Raw genomic sequence first — 20,318 nt, forward strand, 5'->3', positions numbered from 1 at the left:
ACGGGTGCGGGGGCGCTTCGCACGGACCCCCGCCCCGCACCTCCTGCACGTCGGTCACTCCACGTCCGCCGGGTCCCAGCGCTCCAGATCCCGCAGCCAGGCCCGCGCCGAACTGTCCGACGGCATCCGCCAGTCGCCGCGCGGCGACAGCGAACCACCGGCCGACACCTTCGGCCCGTTCGGCATCGCGGACCGCTTGAACTGGGCGAACTGGAAGAAGCGGCGGCAGAAGTACTCCAGCCAGTGCCGGATCTCGGCCAGGTCGTACGCGTTGCGGTCGGCCTCGGGGAAGCCGGGCGGCCACGCGCCCGCCGCGACGTCCCGCCACGCGTGCCACGCCAGGAACGCGATCTTCGTGGGCCGGAAGCCGAATCGCAGGACGTGGAAGAGCGTGAAGTCGTGCAGCGCGTACGGCCCGATCTTCGACTCGGTCGACTGCAGTTCCTCGCCGGGCACCAGCTCCGGGCTGATCTCGGTGTCGAGGATCGCGGTGAGGATCTCCCCGGCCTCGTCGCCGAACTGCCCGCTGCTGACCACCCACCGGATCAGGTGCTGGATCAGCGTCTTCGGCACACCGCCGTTGACGTTGTAGTGGCTCATCTGGTCGCCGACGCCGTACGTGCACCAGCCGAGCGCCAGCTCGGACAGGTCACCGGTGCCGAGGACGATGCCGCCGCGCTGGTTGGCGAGCCGGAAGAGATAGTCGGTGCGCAGGCCCGCCTGCACGTTCTCGAACGTGACGTCGTAGACCGGGTCACCGCCCGCGAACGGGTGGTCCATCTCCTTCAGCATCAGCCGCGCCGTGTCCGTGATGTCCAGCTCGGCGGCGGTCACGCCGAGGGCCTTCATCAGGGCGTGCGCGTTGTTCTTCGTGTGCTCACCGGTCGCGAAGCCGGGCATCGTGAAGGCCAGGATGTCGCTGCGGGGCCGTCCCGCCCGGTCCATCGCCCGCGCGGCGACGATCAGTGCGTGGGTCGAGTCGAGCCCGCCGGACACCCCGATGACGATCTTCGGGCCGCCGATCGCGCCGAGCCGCTGTACGAGCCCCGCGACCTGGATGTTGTACGCCTCGTAGCAGTCCTGCGCGAGCCGCTCGGCGTCGGCCGGCACGAACGGGAACCGCTCCAGGCGGCGCCGGAGACCGAAGTCGGTGGCCGGGGCGTCGAGCCGGAAGGACACCCGCCGGAAGTCGCCGGTCCGGGCCGCGTGCGTACGCCGGTTGTCGTCGAAGGTGCCCTGGCGCTGGCGCTCCTGGCGCAACAGATCCAGGTCGACATCGGCGACGGCGGCCCGGTCGCCCAGCGGGAACCGCTCAGTCTCGTCGAGCAGCGACCCGTTCTCGTAGATCATCGTCTGCCCGTCCCACGCCAGGTCGGTGGTCGATTCACCGAGCCCGGCCGCCGCGTACACGTAGGCGGCGAGATAGCGCGACGACGCCGACCGGCACAGCAGCTTGCGGTCCTCGGCGCGGCCGACGGTGATCGGGCTGCCGGACAGGTTGGCGATGACCGTCGCGCCCGCGAGGGCCGCCTCCGCGGCGGGCGGCACCGGCACCCACATGTCCTCGCAGATCTCGACGTGCAGCACGAGCCCGGCCACGTCCTCGGCGGCGAACAGCAGATCGACACCGAACGGGACGTCGGCCCCGCCGATCCGGACGGTCCCGCCGCGCTCCGCGTCACCGGCCGCGATCTGGCGGCGCTCGTAGAACTCGCGGTAGTTCGGCAGGTACGACTTCGGGGCGACGCCGAGGATCCGGCCGCGGTGCACGACGACGGCGCAGTTGTAGATGCGGTCGCGGTGGCGCAGCGGGGCGCCGACGACGAGCACCGGCAGCAGGTCGGCGGACCCGGCCACGACGGCGGCCAGCGCCTCCTCGACCTCGTCGAGCACGACGTCCTGGAGGAGCAGGTCCTCGATGGAGTAGCCGCAGAGCCCCAGCTCGGGGAAGACCGCGACGGCCACCCCGTCCTCGGCGCACTGCCGGGACTGCCGCAGGATCGACTCGGCGTTGGCATGCGGGTCGGCGATGGCGGCGTGGCCGGTGCATGCCGCTACCCGCGCGAAACCTTGACTGTAGATCGACCGGAAGTTCACGCCCTCCATGATGTCAACCGGCCGTAGCCACTGCGCGCCGGGCCCGCCCGGGCGTCACAGCAGACGGTCGACCAGACCGTCGACGTAGTCAGGGGTGAGCGGGCCCGCGCCGAACAGGACCCGGATGTACATCGGGGCCATGACGTGGTCGAGGGCGGTCAGCGCGTCCAACGGCTGCTCGCCGCGGTCGCGGGCGCGGTCGAGCATGACCTGCATCTGCCGGGACCGTTCGGCGAGGAAGTCGTCCCGCAGCCGCAGGCCCTCCGGCCCGGTGCCGGACAGGGCGACGGTCAGACGCAGCACCGCCAGGCCGTCGGGTCCGGTGATCTCGCGGGCCACCTGGGCCGCGTAGGCGCGGAGGTCCCCGGCCAGGGTGCCGGTGTCGGGCATCGGCGACCGCGCGTCGAGGCGGGTCAGCGTCACGTCGGTGAGCAGCGCCTCCAGGCTTCCCCAGCGCCGGTAGACGGTGGTGTCGGCCACGCCCGCGCGGGCCGCGACCTCGCTGACGGTGAAGCCGCTGTACCCCCGCTCGCCGACCAGCTCGGTGACGGCCTGATGCACCGCCGCGTGGACGCGAGCGCTACGCCCGCCGGGCCGTCGGGATCGCTGTTGCTCGTCCATGCCCCCACCTTAACGCAGTCAGCACTTGCGTTTGCGTGACGGGTTCCTCTATGGTCCCGACTAACGCAGCTGTTCGCTGCGTTAGGGCGAGGGTGAGAGGGAGGGACGCTTTGACTGAGGCGTCTGTGTTCTCGGGCGGTCGATCGCGCCGGGCGGTCCTGCTGGCGGTGACCTGCCTGGGACAGTTCATGGTGCTGCTCGACAACACGATCGTCGGCGCGGCTCTGCCCGACATGCAGCACCGGCTGCACACGCGGCTGACCGGCCTGCAATGGATCGTCGACGCGTATGTCCTGCTGGTCGCCATGCTGCTGCTGTCCGGCGGCGTCTTCGCCGACCGCTTCGGCCGGAAGCGGGTGTACCTGAGCGGCGTCGCGGTGTTCACCGCCGCGTCGCTCCTGTGCGCCGTGGCCCCCTCGGTCGGCTGGCTGGTGGCCGGACGCGTGGCGCAGGGGATCGGGGCCGCGGCGCTGAGCCCCGCCTCGCTGGCCCTGCTGGTGGCCGCTCATCCCGTCCCCCGGGAACGGGTCAGGGCGATCGGGCTGTGGGCCGGGCTCAGCGGAATCGGCCTGGCCGCCGGGCCCGTGGCCGGAGGCGTCCTGGCGGAGGCCTTCGGCTGGCCCGCGATCTTCCTGGTCAATGTGCCCATCGGCGTGGTCCTGCTGCTGGCCGGGTGGCGCACCCTGGGCGAGTCCCGCAACCCGGAAGCGCCCGCCATCGACATCCCGGGGACGGTCCTGTCCGTCCTGGGCGTGGGCGTCCTGACCTACGCCCTGATCGAGGGCGGTTCGCGCGGCTGGACCTCACCGGTGATCCTGGGCTGCTTCGCCGTCGCGGCCGCCCTTCTCGCCGCCTTCGTCGCCGTCGAGGGGCGGCGTTCCGCTCCGATGCTGCCGCTGCGGCTGTTCCGTGAGCGACTGTTCACCGTCTCCAACACCGCCATGGTCGTCGTGGGATTCGCGCTCGCGGGGTCGACGTTCTTCTTCTCCCAGTTCTTCGTCTACGTCCGGGGCAGCTCGATCCTCCTCGCCGGACTGCAGACGCTGCCGACCTCCCTCGCCATGGTGGTCGTCAGCCCGTTCGCGGGCCGACTGGCCACCCGATACGGCTTCCGGGGCGTCGTCGCCATCGGCCTGGCGCTGGCCGGTCTCGGGCTCCTCGCGCTGGGCTCGGTGCACGCCGACACCGGTTACGCGAACGTCTGGTGGCGCCTCGCGACGGTCGGCATCGGCTTCGCCCTGGCCATGTCCCCGCTGACCGGCGCCGCGATCCAGGCGGTCGATCCCCGGGAGAGCGGCCTCGCCTCGGGCATCAGCAGCACCACACGGCAGATCGGCGCGGTGCTCGGCGTGGCGGTGCTCGGCGCCGTGGTCCGTACCCGGCAGTCCGGCGGCGCCTCCTTCGAGGGCGCCCTCGACAGCGCCTTCGTCGCGGCCGGAGTGGTCACCCTGGTCGGCGCCGCGTTCACCGGCCTGTGGCTGGCGAGGTCGAGGCCAGCCCGTCGAGCGTCGCGGCCAACGGCTCCAGCACCTGCCGCCGCAGCCACTCCACCCGCCCCGCGTCGTAGCGCCGCGGTGCCGCCTCCACCCACATGATCAGGTGCAGGTACGCCCGGTAGAGCGCGAGCCGTCGCCGCCCGGCCCCGTCGATGGCGGCGGGGCCGCCGACGTCCCGGTACCCGGTGCGGAAGTCCTCGTCCCGCTCGATGTCGTCGAAGAGCGCGAGGGAGACGAACTCCGCCAACGGGTCCCCCCAGAAGGCCCGTTCGGCGTCGATCAGCGCGCTGACGTACGGGCGGCCGTCCGGCGCCCGGTCGACGAGGATGTTGCCGTCCCACAGGTCGAAGTGGACGAGCCGCGGCACGGTCACCTCGTCGAGCAACTCTCCCTGGGCGGTGAACAGTTCACGCACCTCGTCGACCGGGCGGGGCAGCGCGACGCCGAAGTGCACGGCGTCGTCCAGCACGGCCCCGACCATCCCGAGGAACGCCTCGCGCCAGCCGCTCCGCAGGGGACCCATCGGCCGGGCCGGGTAGCCGAAACCCTCCCCGGCGATCGAGTGCAGCGCGGCGACGTGGCGACCCAACTCGGCTCGCACGGTGCGGCGTTCGCTCGGGCTGACCTCGATGTCCGGCTCGGACCACGGCCGGCCCGGGCAGTACGTCATCACCAGGTGCCCGGTGTCCGACGCCGGGGTCAGCGCTTCCGGAACCGGCACCTTCGTCGCGTCGCGCACGCGCTCGTAGAACCGGGCCTCGGTGGCGAGGATGTCCCGCTCATAACGGAGTACGGGCATGTCCGCGCCGGGCGCGAGCTTGGCGACGAGCGCCGTGCCGTCCGACGTCACCACGTGGAAGACCGAGTTGAAGGTGCCGCCGGTCAACTCCCGGTACGCGGAGACCTCGTCCCACGCGACGCCCGCGGCGGAGACCGCTGCCACGAGCCGCTCCTGGGTGCCGCTGTCGCCGCTCATCGTGCTCCTCGCATCCGTGCCGGGAACCCGTGCGCGCATCGTGGCACACCGAATCTCCGGGAGCGGCAACCCTTTCGGCTCCGGCGGCGACACACCGTATGACGACCGGCATCGTCACACAGGCGCCCCTCGCCCCCGGCGATGCCGGCCGTCGCCCACGCCGGGGCGGCGTACGGGACCGCCGCCCCGGCCCCTCAACTCCCCTTGTGCGCAACCGCTGTACGAGTACGGACCTTCAGCCGCACCGTCGCCACCAGTGACGCCGCAGACAGCGCCGCGAGCACCCACGGCACCGCGTGGATGCCCGACGCCTCGATGCCCGCACCGAGCAGCGGCGGCGCCACCACCCCGCCGATCATCGACGCCGCGATGACCCACGCGCCCGCCCGCGCGGCACCGGGCAGCGCCCGGTTCAGCCAGGGCAGGCCCGTGGGAAAGACCGGCGCGATGAACAGGCCGACCCCCGCGTACGCGTACGGAGCCGCGCCCGGGACCAGGGCCAGGAGCAGGCAGCCCGTCATGCCGGCCGCGCACACGGTGAGGATGACCTCGGGCGCGTACCGGAGGGTGAGCGGCACGACCAGGAAGCGGCCGACCGTCATCATCAGCCAGTACACCGAGGTGGCGGAGGCGGCGACCGTCACGCTGTGGCCGACCGTCTCCAGATGGGTCGGCTCCCAGCCGCCCACGCCCGCCTCCACGGCGACGTTGAGGATGTAGAGCGCGAGGAACCCGATGAGGACGCGGGGCACCAACCTGCCCTGCGCGGACACCGGTTGTGATTTCAGGCCCGTAGCCGGAGCGGCCGCGTCCCGTACCCCACCCGTGCACAGGATCAGCGCCGCGGAGAGCACGGCGCACACCCCGAACGCGTACCCGTAGCCGTCCGGGCCCAGCCAGGCGATCAGCGCGGGGCCCAGGACCGCGCCGATGCCGAAGTGGGCGTTGAGGACGTTCAGCATCGCCGTCGAGCGGCTGCCGAAGCCGACCGCGAAGAGCTGGTTGAGGCCGTAGTCGATGCCGCCGAAGCCGAGGCCGCCGAGGAAGGCCGCGGCCAGCGCCGGGGGCCAGTCGGGGGCGAGCGCGACACCCGCGCCGCCGAGCGCCATCAGCGCGTAACTCGCCCCGAGCAGCGTTCTGTTGCTGATCCGGGAGTGGATCGCGTTGAACACCAGGACCCCGGCCACACCGCCCGTGAAGTGCAGGCTCAGACCGAGGCCCGCGCCCGCGGGGGAGAGGCCGAACTCGTCGCGCAGACCGGGGACCGCAGGCCCGTAGAGGGCCTGCAGCATGCCGATCAGGACGAACGCCACGCAGGACGCGACCGTCGCCGCCCGCGTGAACAGCCGCTCGCCCAGGGCGGGTTCCGTCTCCGTCGCCGTCACTTCACCTCGCTGAAGAGGTACGAGAACTCGGCCGGAGCCGGGGTCAGCCGGTACTGCGGAAGGACACCCGGGCCGCACGACTGCGAGCCGATGCCCTGCTGGGCGTGGTCGAGGTTGACCCACACCGTGTCCCCGGCCGTCAGGTCGGTGAGGTGCTCGGCCGCGTCCAGCTGCTCGGTCGTCCAACGCCGGGCCGTGAAGCCGAAGTTCGGGTCGCCCTCGACGCGCAGGCGGCCGATCTCGGCCCAGCGGACGTCCACCCGCGCCCCGTTCTCCTGCGGCCGCAGATACGGCGTCTGGAGCCCGTCCACATCGGAGTGCCACAGGCCGATCGCCGCGGCCTCCTTCGTGTCGGGGTACGCCTCGCCAGGACCGCCGCCGAACCAGCGGACCCGGTCCGCGCCCTGCGGCAGGCCGAGCCGCACACCGAGCCGGGGCAGCGGCAGCCGCCAGTCGCCGTCCGGCGCCACCGACACCGTCAGCCGCAACCGGCGCGCGTCAGCGGTCCAGCGGTAGACCGCGCGCAGGCCGATGTCCCGGCCCGCCGGAGCGACACGCGTACGCACCGTCAGCGCGTCCGCACCCAACTCCACCCCGTCCAGGCGGTGTTGCATGCGGTGCAGACCGAACTCCCGCCAGCGCAGGCCGAGCCGCTCGCCGTCCTGCCAGCTCGCCCCGTTGTCGTTGTCCGTCGGCGCCCGCCACACGTCGAGCCGCGGCGCGACGACCTCGACCCCACCGATGGTGCGCAGCGCGCCGGTGCGCGCGTCGAACGCGGCCGGGCCGAGCGTGATCAGCCGCTGCCCCGGGACCGGACGGTCGTCGAACACCCCGGCGGGCGCGGGCCGCGGCGCCGCGACCGCCTGCCCCCAGGCCACCTCGTGATCGTCCCCGTCGAGCGCCCGCACCGTCCACAGCGTCTCCGCGCCCCGGCCGTCGGCGGGCGGCGCCGGCAGCTTCACCTCGGCGGACTCGCCCGGCCGGAGCGGCGGCACGACCAGCGCGCCCGCCTCCACCGTCTCGCCCTCCACCTGGTACGACCACTCGAAGGAGAGGTGCGACAGGTCGCGGAAGTCGAAGCGGTTCGTCACGCGCGCCGTGCCGGACGGCCCGTCGACCGCGATCCGGACCGGCTCGATCACCTTCCTGAACTCGACCAGGCCGGGCGACGGTGTCCGGTCCGGGAAGAGCAGACCGTCGCAGACGAAGTTGCCGTCGTGCAGCTCCTCGCCGAAATCGCCGCCGTACGCGAACCCGAACCGCTCGTCGGAGATCCCGTGATCGATCCACTCCCAGACGAACGCGCCCTGCAGCCGGTCGTACGTCTCGAACAGCCGTTGGTAGTCGGCGAGTCCGCCCGGACCGTTGCCCATCGCGTGCGCGTACTCGCACAGAACGAAGGGCAGCGCGCGCCGTCGCTCCGGGCCGCCGTCCAGGCCCTGCCCGATCCGTTCGACCTCGGCGTGATCCGCGTACATCCGTGAATAGACATCCGTGTCACGGCAGTTGATGTCGCCCTCGTAGTGCACGAGACGCTCGGGGTCGCGGCCGCGGATCCACTCCGCCATCGCGGTCAGACCGCGCCCGGTGCCCGCCTCGTTGCCGAGCGACCACATCACCACCGAGGGGTGGTTCTTGTCGCGCTCCACCATCCGGGCGGCCCGGTCGAGGAGGGCCGGGGTCCAGCGCCCGTCGTCGACAGGATTGTCCCGCCAGCCCTGTTCGACGAATCCGTGCGTCTCCAGGTCGCACTCGTCGATGACCCACAGGCCGTACTCGTCGCACAGGTCGAGGAAGGCCGGATGCGGCGGGTAGTGAGAGGTGCGCACCGCGTTGATGTGGTGCCTCTTCATCAACTCGACGTCGCGGCGCATCGTTTCGAGGTCGAGGGCGCGCCCGTGCTCGGGGTGCCACTCGTGCCGGTTGACGCCCTTGAACAGCACCGCCGTGCCGTTCACCTTGATCAGACCGTCCTCCAGGACCACCGTCCTGAACCCGATCCGCAGCGGCACGCTCTCGCCGCCCGTGTCCAGGACGGCCGCGTACAGACGCGGGGTCTCCGCCGTCCACGGCTCGACCGGCACGGACACCGACTCGCCGGTGGCCACGTCGATCCCCAGCTCGGGCACCGTGACCCGGCCGTCCACGTCGCTGTCGACGCGCAGCGTGCCCAGGCCCGCCGTGTGGTCGTACGAGGCGTGCGCGAAGAAGTCGAGAACGCACCCGGCGGGCCGGTGCAGCAGGGTCACGTCACGGAAGATGCCGGGCAACCACCACTGGTCCTGGTCCTCCAGGTACGAGCCCGACGACCACTGGTGGACGCGGACCGCGAGAACGTTCCCGGTGGGCTTCAGCAGATGCCCGACCGCGAACTCGTGCGGCAGACGGCTGCCCTTGAACTCGCCGATGTCCGTGCCGTTCAGCCAGACCCGGGCGCACGACTCCACCCCGTCGAAGCGGAGCACGGCCCCGCCGCCCTCGTCCGCGTCCGGCCAGTCGTCGGGCAGGTCGAAGGTGCGCAGGTGGTCGCCGGTCGGGTTCTCGGTCGGCACGTGCGGCGGGTCGACGGGGAACGGGTAGAGGTGGTTCGTGTAGATCGGCGAACCGAAGGCTCCCTCGCCCTGCAGCACCCAGTGACCCGGCACCGCCACCTCGGCCCAGTCCCCGGCGTCGTACCCCTCGGCGGCGAAGGACTCGTCGTGCGCGTCCACGGTCGGGGAGACGCGCAACCGCCAACTGCCGTTCAGTGAAAGGGAGTCGGCGGAGGATTCGGCGTACCAGGTGCGCGGCGGCAGGGCACCGTCGCCGGGCAGCGGATCAGTGACGTACTCGAAGGACATGGAGTCTCCCAAAGGTAGGCAAGGCAAGCCCCTGTGACGATCGAGGAGCGGGGCACCGGCGGAGTGCTGTGATCAGGTGCGGATCCGGCTGCCGCCGGAGGCGAGCGCGCCCTCCAGGGCGAACGTGGCCGCGCCCAGGCTGACCGGATCGGTGGGGATCGGCGTGAGCACGATCTCGGTGGCGGCGAGCGGCCCGGCCAGGGCGCGCCTGCCGACGGCCCGGCGGACCTCGGCCAGGAACGGATCGCCGAGCTTGCCGGCCACCCAGCTGCTGAGGACGACGACCTCGGGGTTGAGCAGGTTGACGAGATCGGCGACGGCCGCGCCGAGGTAGTGGGCCGTGACCCGCAGGACGTCGAGGGCCCGCGGGTCGCCCGCGGCCGCGGCACGCGCCAGCGCGTCGATGGTCGCGGTCTGGTCGTCGGGGTGGAGGAGAGGCGAAGCGGGGTCCAGTTCCCGGAGGGTTCGCATGATGCCGGGTGCGCCGACGTACGCCTCCACACAGCCGCGGTTGCCGCAGTGGCAGGGACGGCCGTCGAGCACCAGCGTCGTGTGCCCCCACTCACCGGCGCTGTCGCTGACCCCCCGGTGCAGCGTGCCGCCCAGGGCGAGCCCCGCGCCGACACCGGTCCCGAGGTTCACCACGACCACGTCGTCACGGCCGCGCCCCGCGCCGAACCACAGCTCGGCGACGGTGCACGCCCGCAGCGGATTGTCCACGTACAGCGGCAGCTCGACGCGCTCGGCGAGCAGCGCGCGCAGCGGCACCTCCCGCCAGTCCCAGTTCGGCGCGTACACGGAGACGCCGTCACGCCGGTCGACGATCCCCGGCATGCAGACGCCGACCCCGAGCACCCGGCCCGGGTACGGTCCGAGCACCTCCGTGACAGCGTCCGCGACGACGTCGGCGACGGCCTCGGGCCGGTACCGGCCCGGGCTGCCGGGAGACAGCTCGCGGTCGGCGCGGCCCACGACCCGCAGCGCCAGATCGAACAGCTCGGCGTGCACGTACGTCTCCGCGACGTCCACGCCGACCAGGGCGCCCCGGCCGGTGTCGACCTCGACGAGCCCGCGCGGCCGCCCGCCCGCCGAGTCCTGGAACCCGCCCGTGGTGAGGATCCCGAGGTCGAGCAGCTCCCCGACGAGCGTGGCGACGGTCGCCGCGCTCAGTCCCGTCGCGGCGGCCAGCTCCTGCCGGGACACGGCGCCGCGACCGATGCAGTGCCGCAGCACTTCGTACCGGTTCGCGGTGCGGATGTCACGGGCCGTGCGCTTCATGAACGTCACGCTAGGTGCCGCGAAACGACTTCACCAAGGGGTTGGAAGAAGTGGTGGCGAAAGTCCAACAAGAGACACGAAAGTCCTCGACCCACGTCCAAGCGCGCCCGCGAAAGTCCAGCAAGAACGAGTGCGGACAAGGGTTTTCAGCGGGACGGCAAGAGGGCACGCACGAAGGTGTTGCTGAACTTCCCGGCAGGATCGAGCCGCCCGGCGAGCGCGGCGAAGTCGTCGGCCCGCGGGTAGCGCGTGATCACCCGGTCCGGGGCGGCGGTGAACACCTTCCCCCAGTGCGGCCGCGCGTCGAGGTCCCGCAGCCGGTCCTCGACCAGCGACACGACGGGCAGTACGCGCCCCGCGTCCGCCACCCACGTGAAGTGGAGGGCGACGGTGTCCCGCCCGTACGCCGGACTCAGCCACTGCGCGTCGGCGGCCACCGTCCGCACCTCGCACACCTGCAGCACGGACGCGATCCGGTCCCGTACGGCATCCAGGGCGCCCAGCGCGGCGACCGCGTGCTCGCGCGGCAGCAGGTACTCCGACTGCAGCTCGTCCCCGCTGCTCGGGGTGAACTCGGCCCGGAAGTGCGGCAGCCGCTCGTGCCACGGGCCGGGCACGCCGAACTGCTCGGTGCAGTGGACGGCCGGCATGCCGGGCACGGGATGCTGCTTGTCCACGGCGGGCTCGGCCCACGGGAAGTCGACGGGCTCGGGCACGCGCCGCTTCACCCACACCTGGTCGAAGTGCGGCCCGCGCCACTTGGTGAACAGACTCACGCTGTACGCGGCCGAGGACACCGCCGCGAAGTCGAGCCCCTGGAACGGCAGCTCACGGAACACGTGCTGCGCCACCTCGTACGTGGGCTCCACGTCCAGGGTCAGCGACAGGACGACGCCGAGGGCCCCGAGCGAGACGACGGCACCCTCGAAGCCCTCGTCGCCGCGGGCGATCGTGACGACTTCCCCTTCGGCGGTGAGCAGTTCGACGGCCCGCACCGCCTCGGCCAGCGACCGGTTGCGGACCCCCGACCCGTGGGTGCCGGTGGCCACCGACCCGGCGACCGAGATGTGCGGCAGCGACGCCATGTTCGGCAGCGCGAGCCCGTGCGCGTGCAGTTCCGCGGCCAGCTCGGCGTAGCGCACGCCACCGCCGACCCGCACGGTCCTGGCCCCGGTGTCGACCTCGATCCCGCCCGGCAGCCCGGCGAGCGAGACGAGGACGCCGTCCCGGTCGGCGTCCACGTCGGCGATCCGGTTGAAGGAGTGGCCGGAGCCCAGGACGCGTATGTGCGGGCTCTTGACCACGAGCGCGCGCAGCTCGTCCCGAGAGGCCGGGCGGTGTACTCCGGGGGCGGAGAAGGTGATGTTGCGGGCCCAGTTGGTGGGGGCGGTGTCGTTCACGGGTGCTGCCTTTCTGCGCGGCGTGCCTATCGCCTACCAGCGATTGGATCACGCCGGTCCGTGTGCCGGGTGCGGTCGCGTTCGCGGGCGCGGGTGGGTGGGGGCTTCTCGCGCAGTTCCCCGCGCCCCTGAGGCATGCGCTGCGCGCAGCCTCCCCTGGGCGAGCGGAGCTCGCTTCAGGGGCGCGGGGAACTGCGCGACCAGCCCCCACCGGGCCGCAGCCGCGAACGAAAGCGCACCCGGCACCATGAACCGCGCCTCAGGCGGACCCCCGCCGCACCAGCTCCGTCGGCAGTATCACCGCGGCCGGATCCTCCCCGCTGATCTGCGCGAGCAGCACCCGCACCATCTCGGAGCTGATCCGGTCCAGCGGATGCCGGATCGTGGTCAGCGCCGGCTGCGTCGCCAGGGCGGCGGGGGAGTCGTCGAAGCCGCCGATCGCGACGTCCTCCGGGATCCGGAGCCCCGCCTGCGCCAGGGCGCTCATCACGCCCTGCGCCATCAGGTCGGAGGCGACGAACATGGCGTCGAACTCCACTCCCTCGGCGAGGAGCCTCGCGGCGGCGGCCTCACCGCTCGCCCGGCTGTAGTCACCGGTGACGATCAGCCGCTCGTCGACCGCGATGCCCGCCTCGGCGAGCACCTCCCGGTACCCGGAGAGCCGGTCCACCCCGCCCGGGGTGTCCAGCGGCCCGGTGACGGTGGCGATCCGGCGCCGCCCGAGCGAGAGCAGGTGCCGCACCATGTCGCGCGCCCCGTCCCGGTCGTCCGCGGCGACGTAACTCACCTTCGAACCCGGCGAGCCGATCCCCATGGGCCGCCCGCACGCCACCAACGGCACGCCCGCGTCGCGGAGTTCGGCCGCGACCGGGTCACCGGAGTGGGACGAGACGAGCAGCACGCCGTCGACGTGCCCGGAGGTGATGTAGCGCAGGTTGCGCCGCCGCTCGTCCGGAGTCCCGGCGATCATCAGCAGCAGCGTGATGTCGCGCTCGGCGAGCGCCTTGGTGCACGCACGCAGCAGCACGTTGAAGTTCGGGTCCTCGAAGAACTTCTCCTGCGGCTCCGTCAGCAGGAACGCCACCGAGTCCGAGCGGCCCGTGCTCAGACTGCGGGCATGCCGGTTGACGACGTAGCCCGTCTTCTTGATGGCCACCTCGACCGACTGCCGGGCCGCGGGGGAGACGTAGTGCCCGCCGTTCAGATAGCGGGAGACGGTGCCGCGCGACACCCCCGCGACCCGCGCCACGTCATGGATGGTGGGCGGCTTGCGGCGTTCATTCGGGCTGGTGGTCATGGTCCTCGATTGTGCCGGGGTGGTGCGGTCAGGGGCGGTGTTCCGCGTACGTACGATCATGCGGCCGTGCCGGTCCGGACGGGCCCCGCCCCGGGAAGGTCCGGACCAGCGGCTCACGCCTTGATGGAACCACTCAGCAGGTCGAGAGACCAGAACCGCTGGATCACCAGGAAGAGACCGATCAGCGGCAGGATCGCCAGCAGACACCCCGTGATGACCAGAGTGTAGAGCGCGGGCTGCGACGCGCCCTGGGCGAGCAGCGTGTAGAGGCCCAGGGTGAGCGGGAACTTGGTGTCGTCGGCCAGCATCACGTACGGCAGCAGGAAGTTGTTCCAGATGCCGACGAACTGGAAGAGGAACACCGTGATCAGGCCCGGCATCATCATCGGGACGGCGATCCGGGTGAAGATGCGGAACTCGCCGGCGCCGTCCATCCGCGCCGCCTCGAGCAGCTCGGCGGGCACGGCCGCACTCGCGTAGACGCGCATCAGGTACACGCCGTACGGGGAGAGGATCGACGGCAGCAGCATCGACCAGTACGAGTCGGCCAGGTCCAGCTTCGACAGGAGCAGGTACTGCGGGACGGCCAGCACGATGCCGGGGACGAGCACACCGGCCAGCATCAGCTTGAAGATGAACTCCCGGCCGCGGAAGGCGTACCGGCCGAGCGCGTAACCGCCGGCCGCCGAAACCATCGCGGACAGCAGCGCGCCGAGACCCGCGTAGAAGGCGGAGTTCGCCATCCACTGCCAGTAGATGCCGTCGCGGTACGTCGACAGGTCGTGCAGGTTGTCGAGGAGACCGGAGCCGGGGGAGAAGGTGAACGTCGAGAAGAGCTCGGCGCGGCTCTTCGTGGCGGCGATCACCACCCAGGCGATGGGGACCAGGCAGTACAGCGCGCCGAGGATCAGCACGAGTGTGGGGATCCAGGCGGTGCGCCGGCCGGAGGCGCGGGCCGTACGGGCGTCCGTGGCGCCGGCGGTCAGGGTCAGGGACGTCATGCCCGGTCCTCCCGGGTGAAGCGGTCGGAGACGCGCAGCAGCGCGAACGAGAGGAGGAAGGTCGCGGCGGCGAGGACCACCGCGGTGGCCGAGGCCCCGTACAGGTCGTTCGTGCCGAACGCGGCGTTGTAGATGGCGAGCAGCGGGCTCCAGGTGCTGGAGATGCCGTTGCTGATCGGCTGCAGGGCCTTGGGTTCGGTGAAGACCTGGAGGGTCGCGATCACCGAGAAGAAGAAGGTGAGGACGAGGGACGGCAGCACGATCGGGATCTTGATGCGCAGGGCGATCATGACGTCGGAGGCGCCGTCGATCCGGGCCGCCTCGTAGATCTCCTGCGGGATGGCGCGCAGGGCCGTGTAGATCACGATCATGTTGAAGCCGGTGCCGCCCCAGACCGCGATGTTGGCGAACGACAGGTAGAGCGTGCCGCCGCTGAACAGGTCCGGCTGCGGCAGGTCGAGCGCCCGCAGGACGTAGTAGAAGGGGCTGACGTCCGGCAGGTAGAGGAAGCCCCACATCAGCGCGGCGATGATGCCGGGCACCGCGTACGGCAGGAAGATCGCGAGCCGCGAGAAGGCGCCGGCGCGCAGCTTCGGGGTGTCCAGCATCAGGGCGAAGACCAGGGCGAGGCCGAGCATCGTCGGGATGACGATGAGGCCGTAGCCGAAGGCGCGCAGGACGCTGTGGCCGAACTCGGAGTTCTGCAGCACCGCCGTGTAGTTGGCGATGCCGTTCCACACCTCCTTGCGGGCGCCCGAGCCGAGGCCCGCGCCCTGCACCTCGACCTTGTGCAGGCTGATCCAGATCGCGTAGCCGATGGGCACGATCGTGAACGCCGCGAACAGGGCGAGCGTCGGCATCAGGAACCAGTACGGCGCGCTGCGGCCGCGGCGACGGACCCGGACCGGACGGTCGGGGCGGGCGGCCCGGGTGGCGCCGCCCGCCCGGGGCCCGTCCGCGGTGCGGACGGAGCCCTCAAGCGGAGTGCTGGTCATCCGGCGGCCACCTTGAATCCCTGCTTCTTCATGTCGGCGTACGTCTTGTCCTGCATGGCGCCGACCGAGGAGACGAACTGGGACTTCTTCTTCGCCTTGCACGCCTTGCCGAAGTTGTCGGTGAAGGCGTCGTAGCAGGTCTGGACGTTCGGACCCCAGGCCGAGGCGACCGCGGTGTCGGAGATCTTCGCGGCGTCGGCGTAGAAGTCCTTCTGGTTCGGGAAGAACTCGGGGGTCTCCAGCACGTCACCGGTCTGGGCGTCGGTGGCGGCCGGGTAGATGCCGGCGTACTTGACCAGGGCGGCCAGGGCCTCCGGGTCGGTGTTCAGCCACGTGATGAACTTGACCGCGGCCTCCTTGTTCTCGGAGTCCGTGGACACCCCGGTCGAGGAGCCGCCCCAGCTGCCCGTCTTGTTCTCCCCGTCGCTCCACTGCGGCAGCGGCGCCATCCGCCACTTCCCCTTGGTGTCGGGGGCGGAGGAGACCAGCACGCCGGGCGCCCACACGGCCGAGACCCAGGCCATGTGCGTGCCCTTGTTGAGGGCGTTGTTCCACTGCGGGGTGTACATCTTCTGGTTGTCGATGACCCCTTCCTCGACGAGCCCGCCCCAGAACCCGGCGACCTTCTCGGTGGCCGCGTCGTCGATGGCGACGGTCCACTTGCCGTCGCCGTCGACGGTCCACCACCGGGCGCCGGCCTGCTGGGCGAGACCGGCGAACAGGCCGGAGTCGTTGGAGGAGAACGTGGTCAGGAAGGCGTCGGGGTCGGCCTTCCTCGCGGCGCGGGCCACCTCCGCGAACTCGTCCCAGGTCTTCGGGACGGACAGCTTGTGCTTCTTGAACAGGTCCTCGCGGTAGTAGAACATCAGCGGCCCGGAGTCCTGCGGGATCGCGTAGACCGCGTCCGTGCCCAGCGTGACCATGCCCCAGGTGCCCTCGGCGAACTTGCCCTTGGTGTCCTTCGCCTCCTTGGCCAGGTCGGCCAGGACGTCGTTGGAGACCAGGGTGGGCAGGGACTGGTACTCGACCTGCATGAGGTCGGGGGCGTTGCCCGCCTTCTTCGCGGTGATCAGCTTGGTGACGATCTCACCGCCGCTGGCCTGCTTGGACACCGTCACGGTGATGTCGGGGTTCTTCTTGTTCCAGATCGCGGCAACCTTCTCCATGTTCGGCGCCCACGACCAGTACGTGAGCTTGACCGGACCTGAGGTCTTGCCGGAATCACTGTCGTCGGAGTCGCCGCAGGCGGCGAGGGTGCCGGCGAGGCCGGTGGCGAGGGCGCCGGCGAGGACGGAACGCCTGCGGAGTTCGCGACGGTGGATCGACATCTTCATCTCCCCTGGAAGACGGGTCCGCGCCGGGTGTCCCTGAGGGCCCCTGTGGGGGGCTCCGCGCCGGAGAAGGCGTGGGCACGAGAGGCAGGAAGGCCGGGCGGCTGTGCACGATGGGCCGTGCTGTTCTGTGATCGTGCACAGTAGAGAATTGTTTCGCCCCCTTGTCAATGCGCGGGCTTGAGGGTTACTTACTTGTTGCCAACAGATGTCGCTGCCCTCGAATCCTGTGCCCGGTTACAGCCGAAGCACAGCTGAACTCGGCGTTCCGGCGGCGCAGTTCCGGCAGCCCCGTCACACCCTTGGGAGCCCTGTGATGACCCGCACCGCCCCGCACACCGGCACGCCCCTGTTCTTCGGCGGCGACTACAACCCCGAGCAGTGGCCGCGCGAGGTGTGGCGCGAGGACGTGGCCCTCATGCGGGAGGCCGGGGTGAACCTGGTGAGCCTCGGCGTCTTCGCCTGGGCCGAGCTGGAGCCACGACCGGGGGAGTTCGCCTGGGACTGGCTCGACGAGGTGATCGGCCTGCTGCACGAGGGCGGCATCGGCATCGCGCTCGGAACGCCGACCGCGGCGCCCCCCGCCTGGTTCTACCGCGCCCACCCCGACGCCCTGCCCGTCGACCGGCAGGGCGTGCGGCTCGCCTTCGGCTCACGCGGCGCGATCTGCCACTCCCACCCCGCCTACCGGGCGGCGGCCACGGCCGTGGTGGAACAGCTCGCCGAGCGCTACGGCAGCCACCCGGCCCTCCGGCTCTGGCACGTCCACAACGAGTACGACGGCCCGTCCCTGGTCTGCTACTGCGAGCTGTGCGCGGCCGCGTTCCGCACCTGGCTGCGCGAACGCCACGGAACGCTGGACGCCCTCAACTCGGCCTGGGGGACGGCGTTCTGGGGCCAGCGGTACGGGGACTGGGAGGAGATCACCCCGCCCCGGGTGACGGCCAGCGCGGGCAACCCGGCGCAGCAGCTCGACTACCGCCGCTTCGCCGACGCGCAGGCCCGCGCCAACTTCGTGGCCGAACGGGACATCCTGCACCGCCTGTCGCCCGGCACACCGGTCACCACGAACTTCACCACCGCCCCCAGCCAGGGCGACAAACTCGACTACTGGGCCTGGGCGGACGAGGTCGACCTCGTCACCAACGACCACTACCTGATGACCGACGGCCGCCGCACGCAGGTCAACCTCGCCCTGGCCGCAGACCTCACGCGCTCGCTCGCGGGCGGCGCCCCCTGGCTGCTCCTCGAACACGCCCCGTCCGGCGTCAACTGGCAGCCGTACAACCCGGCCAAGCACCCCGGCCAGATGGCCCGCAACTCGCTCGGGCACGTGGCGCGCGGCTCCGAGGGCGCGATGTTCTTCCAGTGGCGGCAGTCGGTCAGCGGCGCCGAGAAGTACCACTCGGCGATGCTGCCGCAGGGCGGGACGGGCACGCGGATCTGGCACGAGGTGAACGAACTCGGCTCCCGCGTCGCCGACTTGGCCGACCTGCGCGGATCCCGCACGCGCGGCGACGTCGCCATGGTCTGGTCCTGGGAGTCGTGGTGGGCGCAGTCCCTGGAGTGGCGGCCCAGCCGCGACCTGGACGCGCGCGAGCGCCTCGACGCGTTCTACGAGGCCCTGTACGACCGTCACCTCACCGTCGACTTCCTGGCGCCGCACGGCCTCGCCGCCCTCGACCCGGAGCGGCACCCGCTCCTCGTCGTCCCCCAGCTGTACCTGGCCCCGGCGTCGGTCGCCGCCGACCTGGAGGCGTACGTCCGCCGCGGCGGCACCCTGCTCGTCTCGTTCTTCTCCGGCATCGTCGACGAGAACGACACCTTCCACCCGGGCCCGCACCCCGGGGCCCTGCGCGACGTACTCGGCCTGACCGTCGAGGAGTTCAGCCCGCTGCTGCCCGACGAGCGGACCACCGTCCGCATCGGGCAGGGCGACCGGTGCGTGGAGCAACCGGCCGACCTCTGGTCCGAGATCGTCGTCCCGGCCGGCTGCACCACCGAAGGGGTCTTCACCGACGGCGTCGCCGCGGGCCACCCGGCCCTCACCCGGCACGCGCTCGGCGCCGGCACGGCCTGGTACCTGGCGACCCGGCTCACCGGCGACGCCCTCGCCACTGTCGTCGACCGCGCGCTCAACGACGCCGGCATCACCCCGCCGGACCTGCCGCGCGACGTCGAACTGGTCGTCAGGGAGAGCGAGTCCGACTCCCACACCCGCGCCTTCTGCTTCGCCCTCAACCACACCGACACGGAAACCAAGATCCCGTTGCCGGACGGCACACACGCCGTCGTGGCCCCGGGCGGGGTGGAGGTGTGGCGGGTGCCGCGGTGAGCGGCCCCGCGCCTCGCCCTCCCTGCCCTGCCCCCCCGAACCACCTTCCCCACCACCCACCCCGCGAAGGGAACCCACCCCACCATGCGCAGACGAACCGTCCTGACCGCCGCCGCGGCCACCGTCATCGCCGCGCCCGTCCTCGGCGCGACCCCGGCCCTGGCGAGCAGCGGCACCGGATCGAAGGGGCACCGCGGCCTGGAGATCCGGGGCTGTGACATTTCCTCGTTGCCCAAGGACGAGGCGTCCGGTGCCGTCTACCGGCGTCCCGACGGCAAGAAGGACGACCCGGTGCGCATCCTCGCCCGGGCCGGTGTCACGCACGCCCGGCTGAAGGTCTGGCTCGACCCGGCCGACGGCTACAACACCGAGCGGCGGATCCTGCCGCTGGCGCGCCGCCTCAAGGAGGCGGGCATCGGCATCTGGGTCGACTTCCACTACTCCGACACCTGGGCCGACCCGTCGAAGCAGTACAAGCCCGCCGCCTGGGCCGACCTCGACGTCACGGGCCTGACCCGCGCCGTGTACGACCACACCGCCGACGTCCTCGGCGCGCTCAGGAGGCAGGGCACCCCGGCCGACCTCGTCCAGGTCGGCAACGAGATCAACGGCGGCCTGCTGTGGCCCGAGGGCAAGAACTGGGGCGACGGTTCGGGCGGTTGGGACGTCACCGCCGCCTTCCTCGAGGCCGGACTCCAGGCGGCCCGCGACACGACACCCCGCGTCCGCACGATGCTGCACATCGCCTCGGGCGGCGACAACGCCACCTCCCGCTGGTGGTTCGACAACGCGGTCACCACGTACGGCCTCGACTTCGACATCATCGCCCAGTCGTACTACCCCTTCTGGCACGGCGACCTGGCGACCGCGGCCGCCAACTTCGCCGATCTGTCGTCCCGTTACGACAAGCCCGTCGTGATCGCCGAGACCGCGTACCCGTTCACGCTGCGGAGCGAGGACGCCACCAACGACATCCTCAACAGTGAGTCCCAGCTCACCGAGGGCTTCCCCGCGACCCCGGCCGGCCAGGCCGCCTGGCTGCGCGCCGTCGCCGACCTGCAGGCGAACGTCCCGAACGGCAAGGGCCTCGGCTACTGCTACTGGGAAGGCGTGTGGACGTACCGGGAGGGCAACGGCTGGGACCCGGCCGACCCGACGTCCGGCAACGCCTGGGAGAACCTCGCCCTGTTCGACTTCGAGGACAGGGCGCTTCCGGCTCTCGACGTCCTGGGCGGATATCGCGCCCCGTAGGGGCGCGGGGCTGTA

13 protein-coding genes and 1 pseudogene are annotated in these 20,318 nt (G+C 71.8%); 3 read left to right on the forward strand and 11 right to left on the reverse strand.

The features are described 5' to 3' along the window. Positions 1-54 precede the first annotated feature (54 nt). On the reverse strand, positions 55-2,106 hold the full coding sequence (locus B072_RS0140130) for an NAD(+) synthase (RefSeq protein WP_018535653.1): 2,052 nt from the start codon (positions 2,104-2,106) through the stop codon (positions 55-57). A gap of 45 nt (positions 2,107-2,151) precedes the next feature. Further along, entirely contained in the window at positions 2,152-2,718 is a 567-nt protein-coding gene (locus tag B072_RS0140135; RefSeq protein ID WP_026246828.1) for a TetR/AcrR family transcriptional regulator, read from the reverse strand. A gap of 110 nt (positions 2,719-2,828) precedes the next feature. Here B072_RS0140135 and B072_RS0140140 point away from each other — a divergent pair, with 110 nt between their 5' ends. Further along, positions 2,829-4,313 carry an MFS transporter gene (locus B072_RS0140140; RefSeq protein ID WP_043245571.1) on the forward strand — a complete coding sequence of 495 codons (1,485 nt, stop codon included), beginning with the start codon at positions 2,829-2,831 and terminating at the stop codon, positions 4,311-4,313. 13 nt (positions 4,314-4,326) lie between these two features. On the opposite strand, the pseudogene B072_RS47185 reads toward B072_RS0140140, so the two are convergent. The 9 genes and pseudogenes from B072_RS47185 to B072_RS0140185 all read right to left on the reverse strand — a co-directional run. Then, positions 4,327-5,229, reverse strand: a pseudogene (locus B072_RS47185) (phosphotransferase family protein); the annotation flags it as partial. 155 nt (positions 5,230-5,384) lie between these two features. Next, a complete protein-coding gene (locus B072_RS0140150) occupies positions 5,385-6,575 on the reverse strand; it encodes an MFS transporter (protein ID WP_018535657.1) in 1,191 nt (396 codons plus the stop codon). Then, positions 6,572-9,415 carry a glycoside hydrolase family 2 TIM barrel-domain containing protein gene (locus B072_RS0140155; RefSeq protein ID WP_018535658.1) on the reverse strand — a complete coding sequence of 948 codons (2,844 nt, stop codon included), beginning with the start codon at positions 9,413-9,415 and terminating at the stop codon, positions 6,572-6,574. The genes B072_RS0140150 and B072_RS0140155 overlap by 4 nt, the downstream gene beginning before the upstream one ends. Before the next feature lie 72 nt (positions 9,416-9,487). After that, positions 9,488-10,693 (reverse strand): ROK family transcriptional regulator, encoded by a 1,206-nt coding sequence (locus B072_RS0140160; RefSeq protein ID WP_026246830.1) that lies wholly within the window; start codon positions 10,691-10,693, stop codon positions 9,488-9,490. Between the two features lie 146 nt (positions 10,694-10,839). Continuing rightward, positions 10,840-12,093 (reverse strand): FAD-binding protein, encoded by a 1,254-nt coding sequence (locus B072_RS0140165; RefSeq protein WP_018535660.1) that lies wholly within the window; start codon positions 12,091-12,093, stop codon positions 10,840-10,842. Between the two features lie 259 nt (positions 12,094-12,352). Then, entirely contained in the window at positions 12,353-13,390 is a 1,038-nt protein-coding gene (locus tag B072_RS0140170) for a LacI family DNA-binding transcriptional regulator (RefSeq protein WP_018535661.1), read from the reverse strand. A gap of 113 nt (positions 13,391-13,503) precedes the next feature. After that, the gene (locus tag B072_RS0140175; RefSeq protein ID WP_018535662.1) at positions 13,504-14,391 is read right to left on the reverse strand and encodes a carbohydrate ABC transporter permease; all 888 of its coding nucleotides are present in this window, start codon (positions 14,389-14,391) and stop codon (positions 13,504-13,506) included. Further along, positions 14,388-15,386: a carbohydrate ABC transporter permease gene (locus B072_RS0140180; RefSeq protein ID WP_018535663.1), complete on the reverse strand. Its 999-nt coding sequence runs from the start codon at positions 15,384-15,386 to the stop codon at positions 14,388-14,390. Before B072_RS0140180 ends, B072_RS0140175 begins: the two co-directional genes overlap by 4 nt. Further along, positions 15,383-16,720, reverse strand: coding sequence for an ABC transporter substrate-binding protein (locus tag B072_RS0140185; RefSeq protein ID WP_018535664.1), 1,338 nt, complete (start codon positions 16,718-16,720; stop codon positions 15,383-15,385). The genes B072_RS0140180 and B072_RS0140185 overlap by 4 nt, the downstream gene beginning before the upstream one ends. Before the next feature lie 313 nt (positions 16,721-17,033). On the opposite strand from B072_RS0140185, the gene B072_RS45105 reads away from it, so the two are divergent. Continuing rightward, entirely contained in the window at positions 17,034-19,052 is a 2,019-nt protein-coding gene (locus B072_RS45105; RefSeq protein ID WP_018535665.1) for a beta-galactosidase, read from the forward strand. 84 nt (positions 19,053-19,136) lie between these two features. Then, the gene (locus B072_RS0140195; RefSeq protein WP_043245573.1) at positions 19,137-20,303 is read left to right on the forward strand and encodes a glycoside hydrolase family 53 protein; all 1,167 of its coding nucleotides are present in this window, start codon (positions 19,137-19,139) and stop codon (positions 20,301-20,303) included. Positions 20,304-20,318: the final 15 nt, after the last annotated feature.

It is taken from the genome of Streptomyces sp. HmicA12 (assembly GCF_000373565.1).
Lineage (GTDB): Bacteria > Actinomycetota > Actinomycetes > Streptomycetales > Streptomycetaceae > Streptomyces.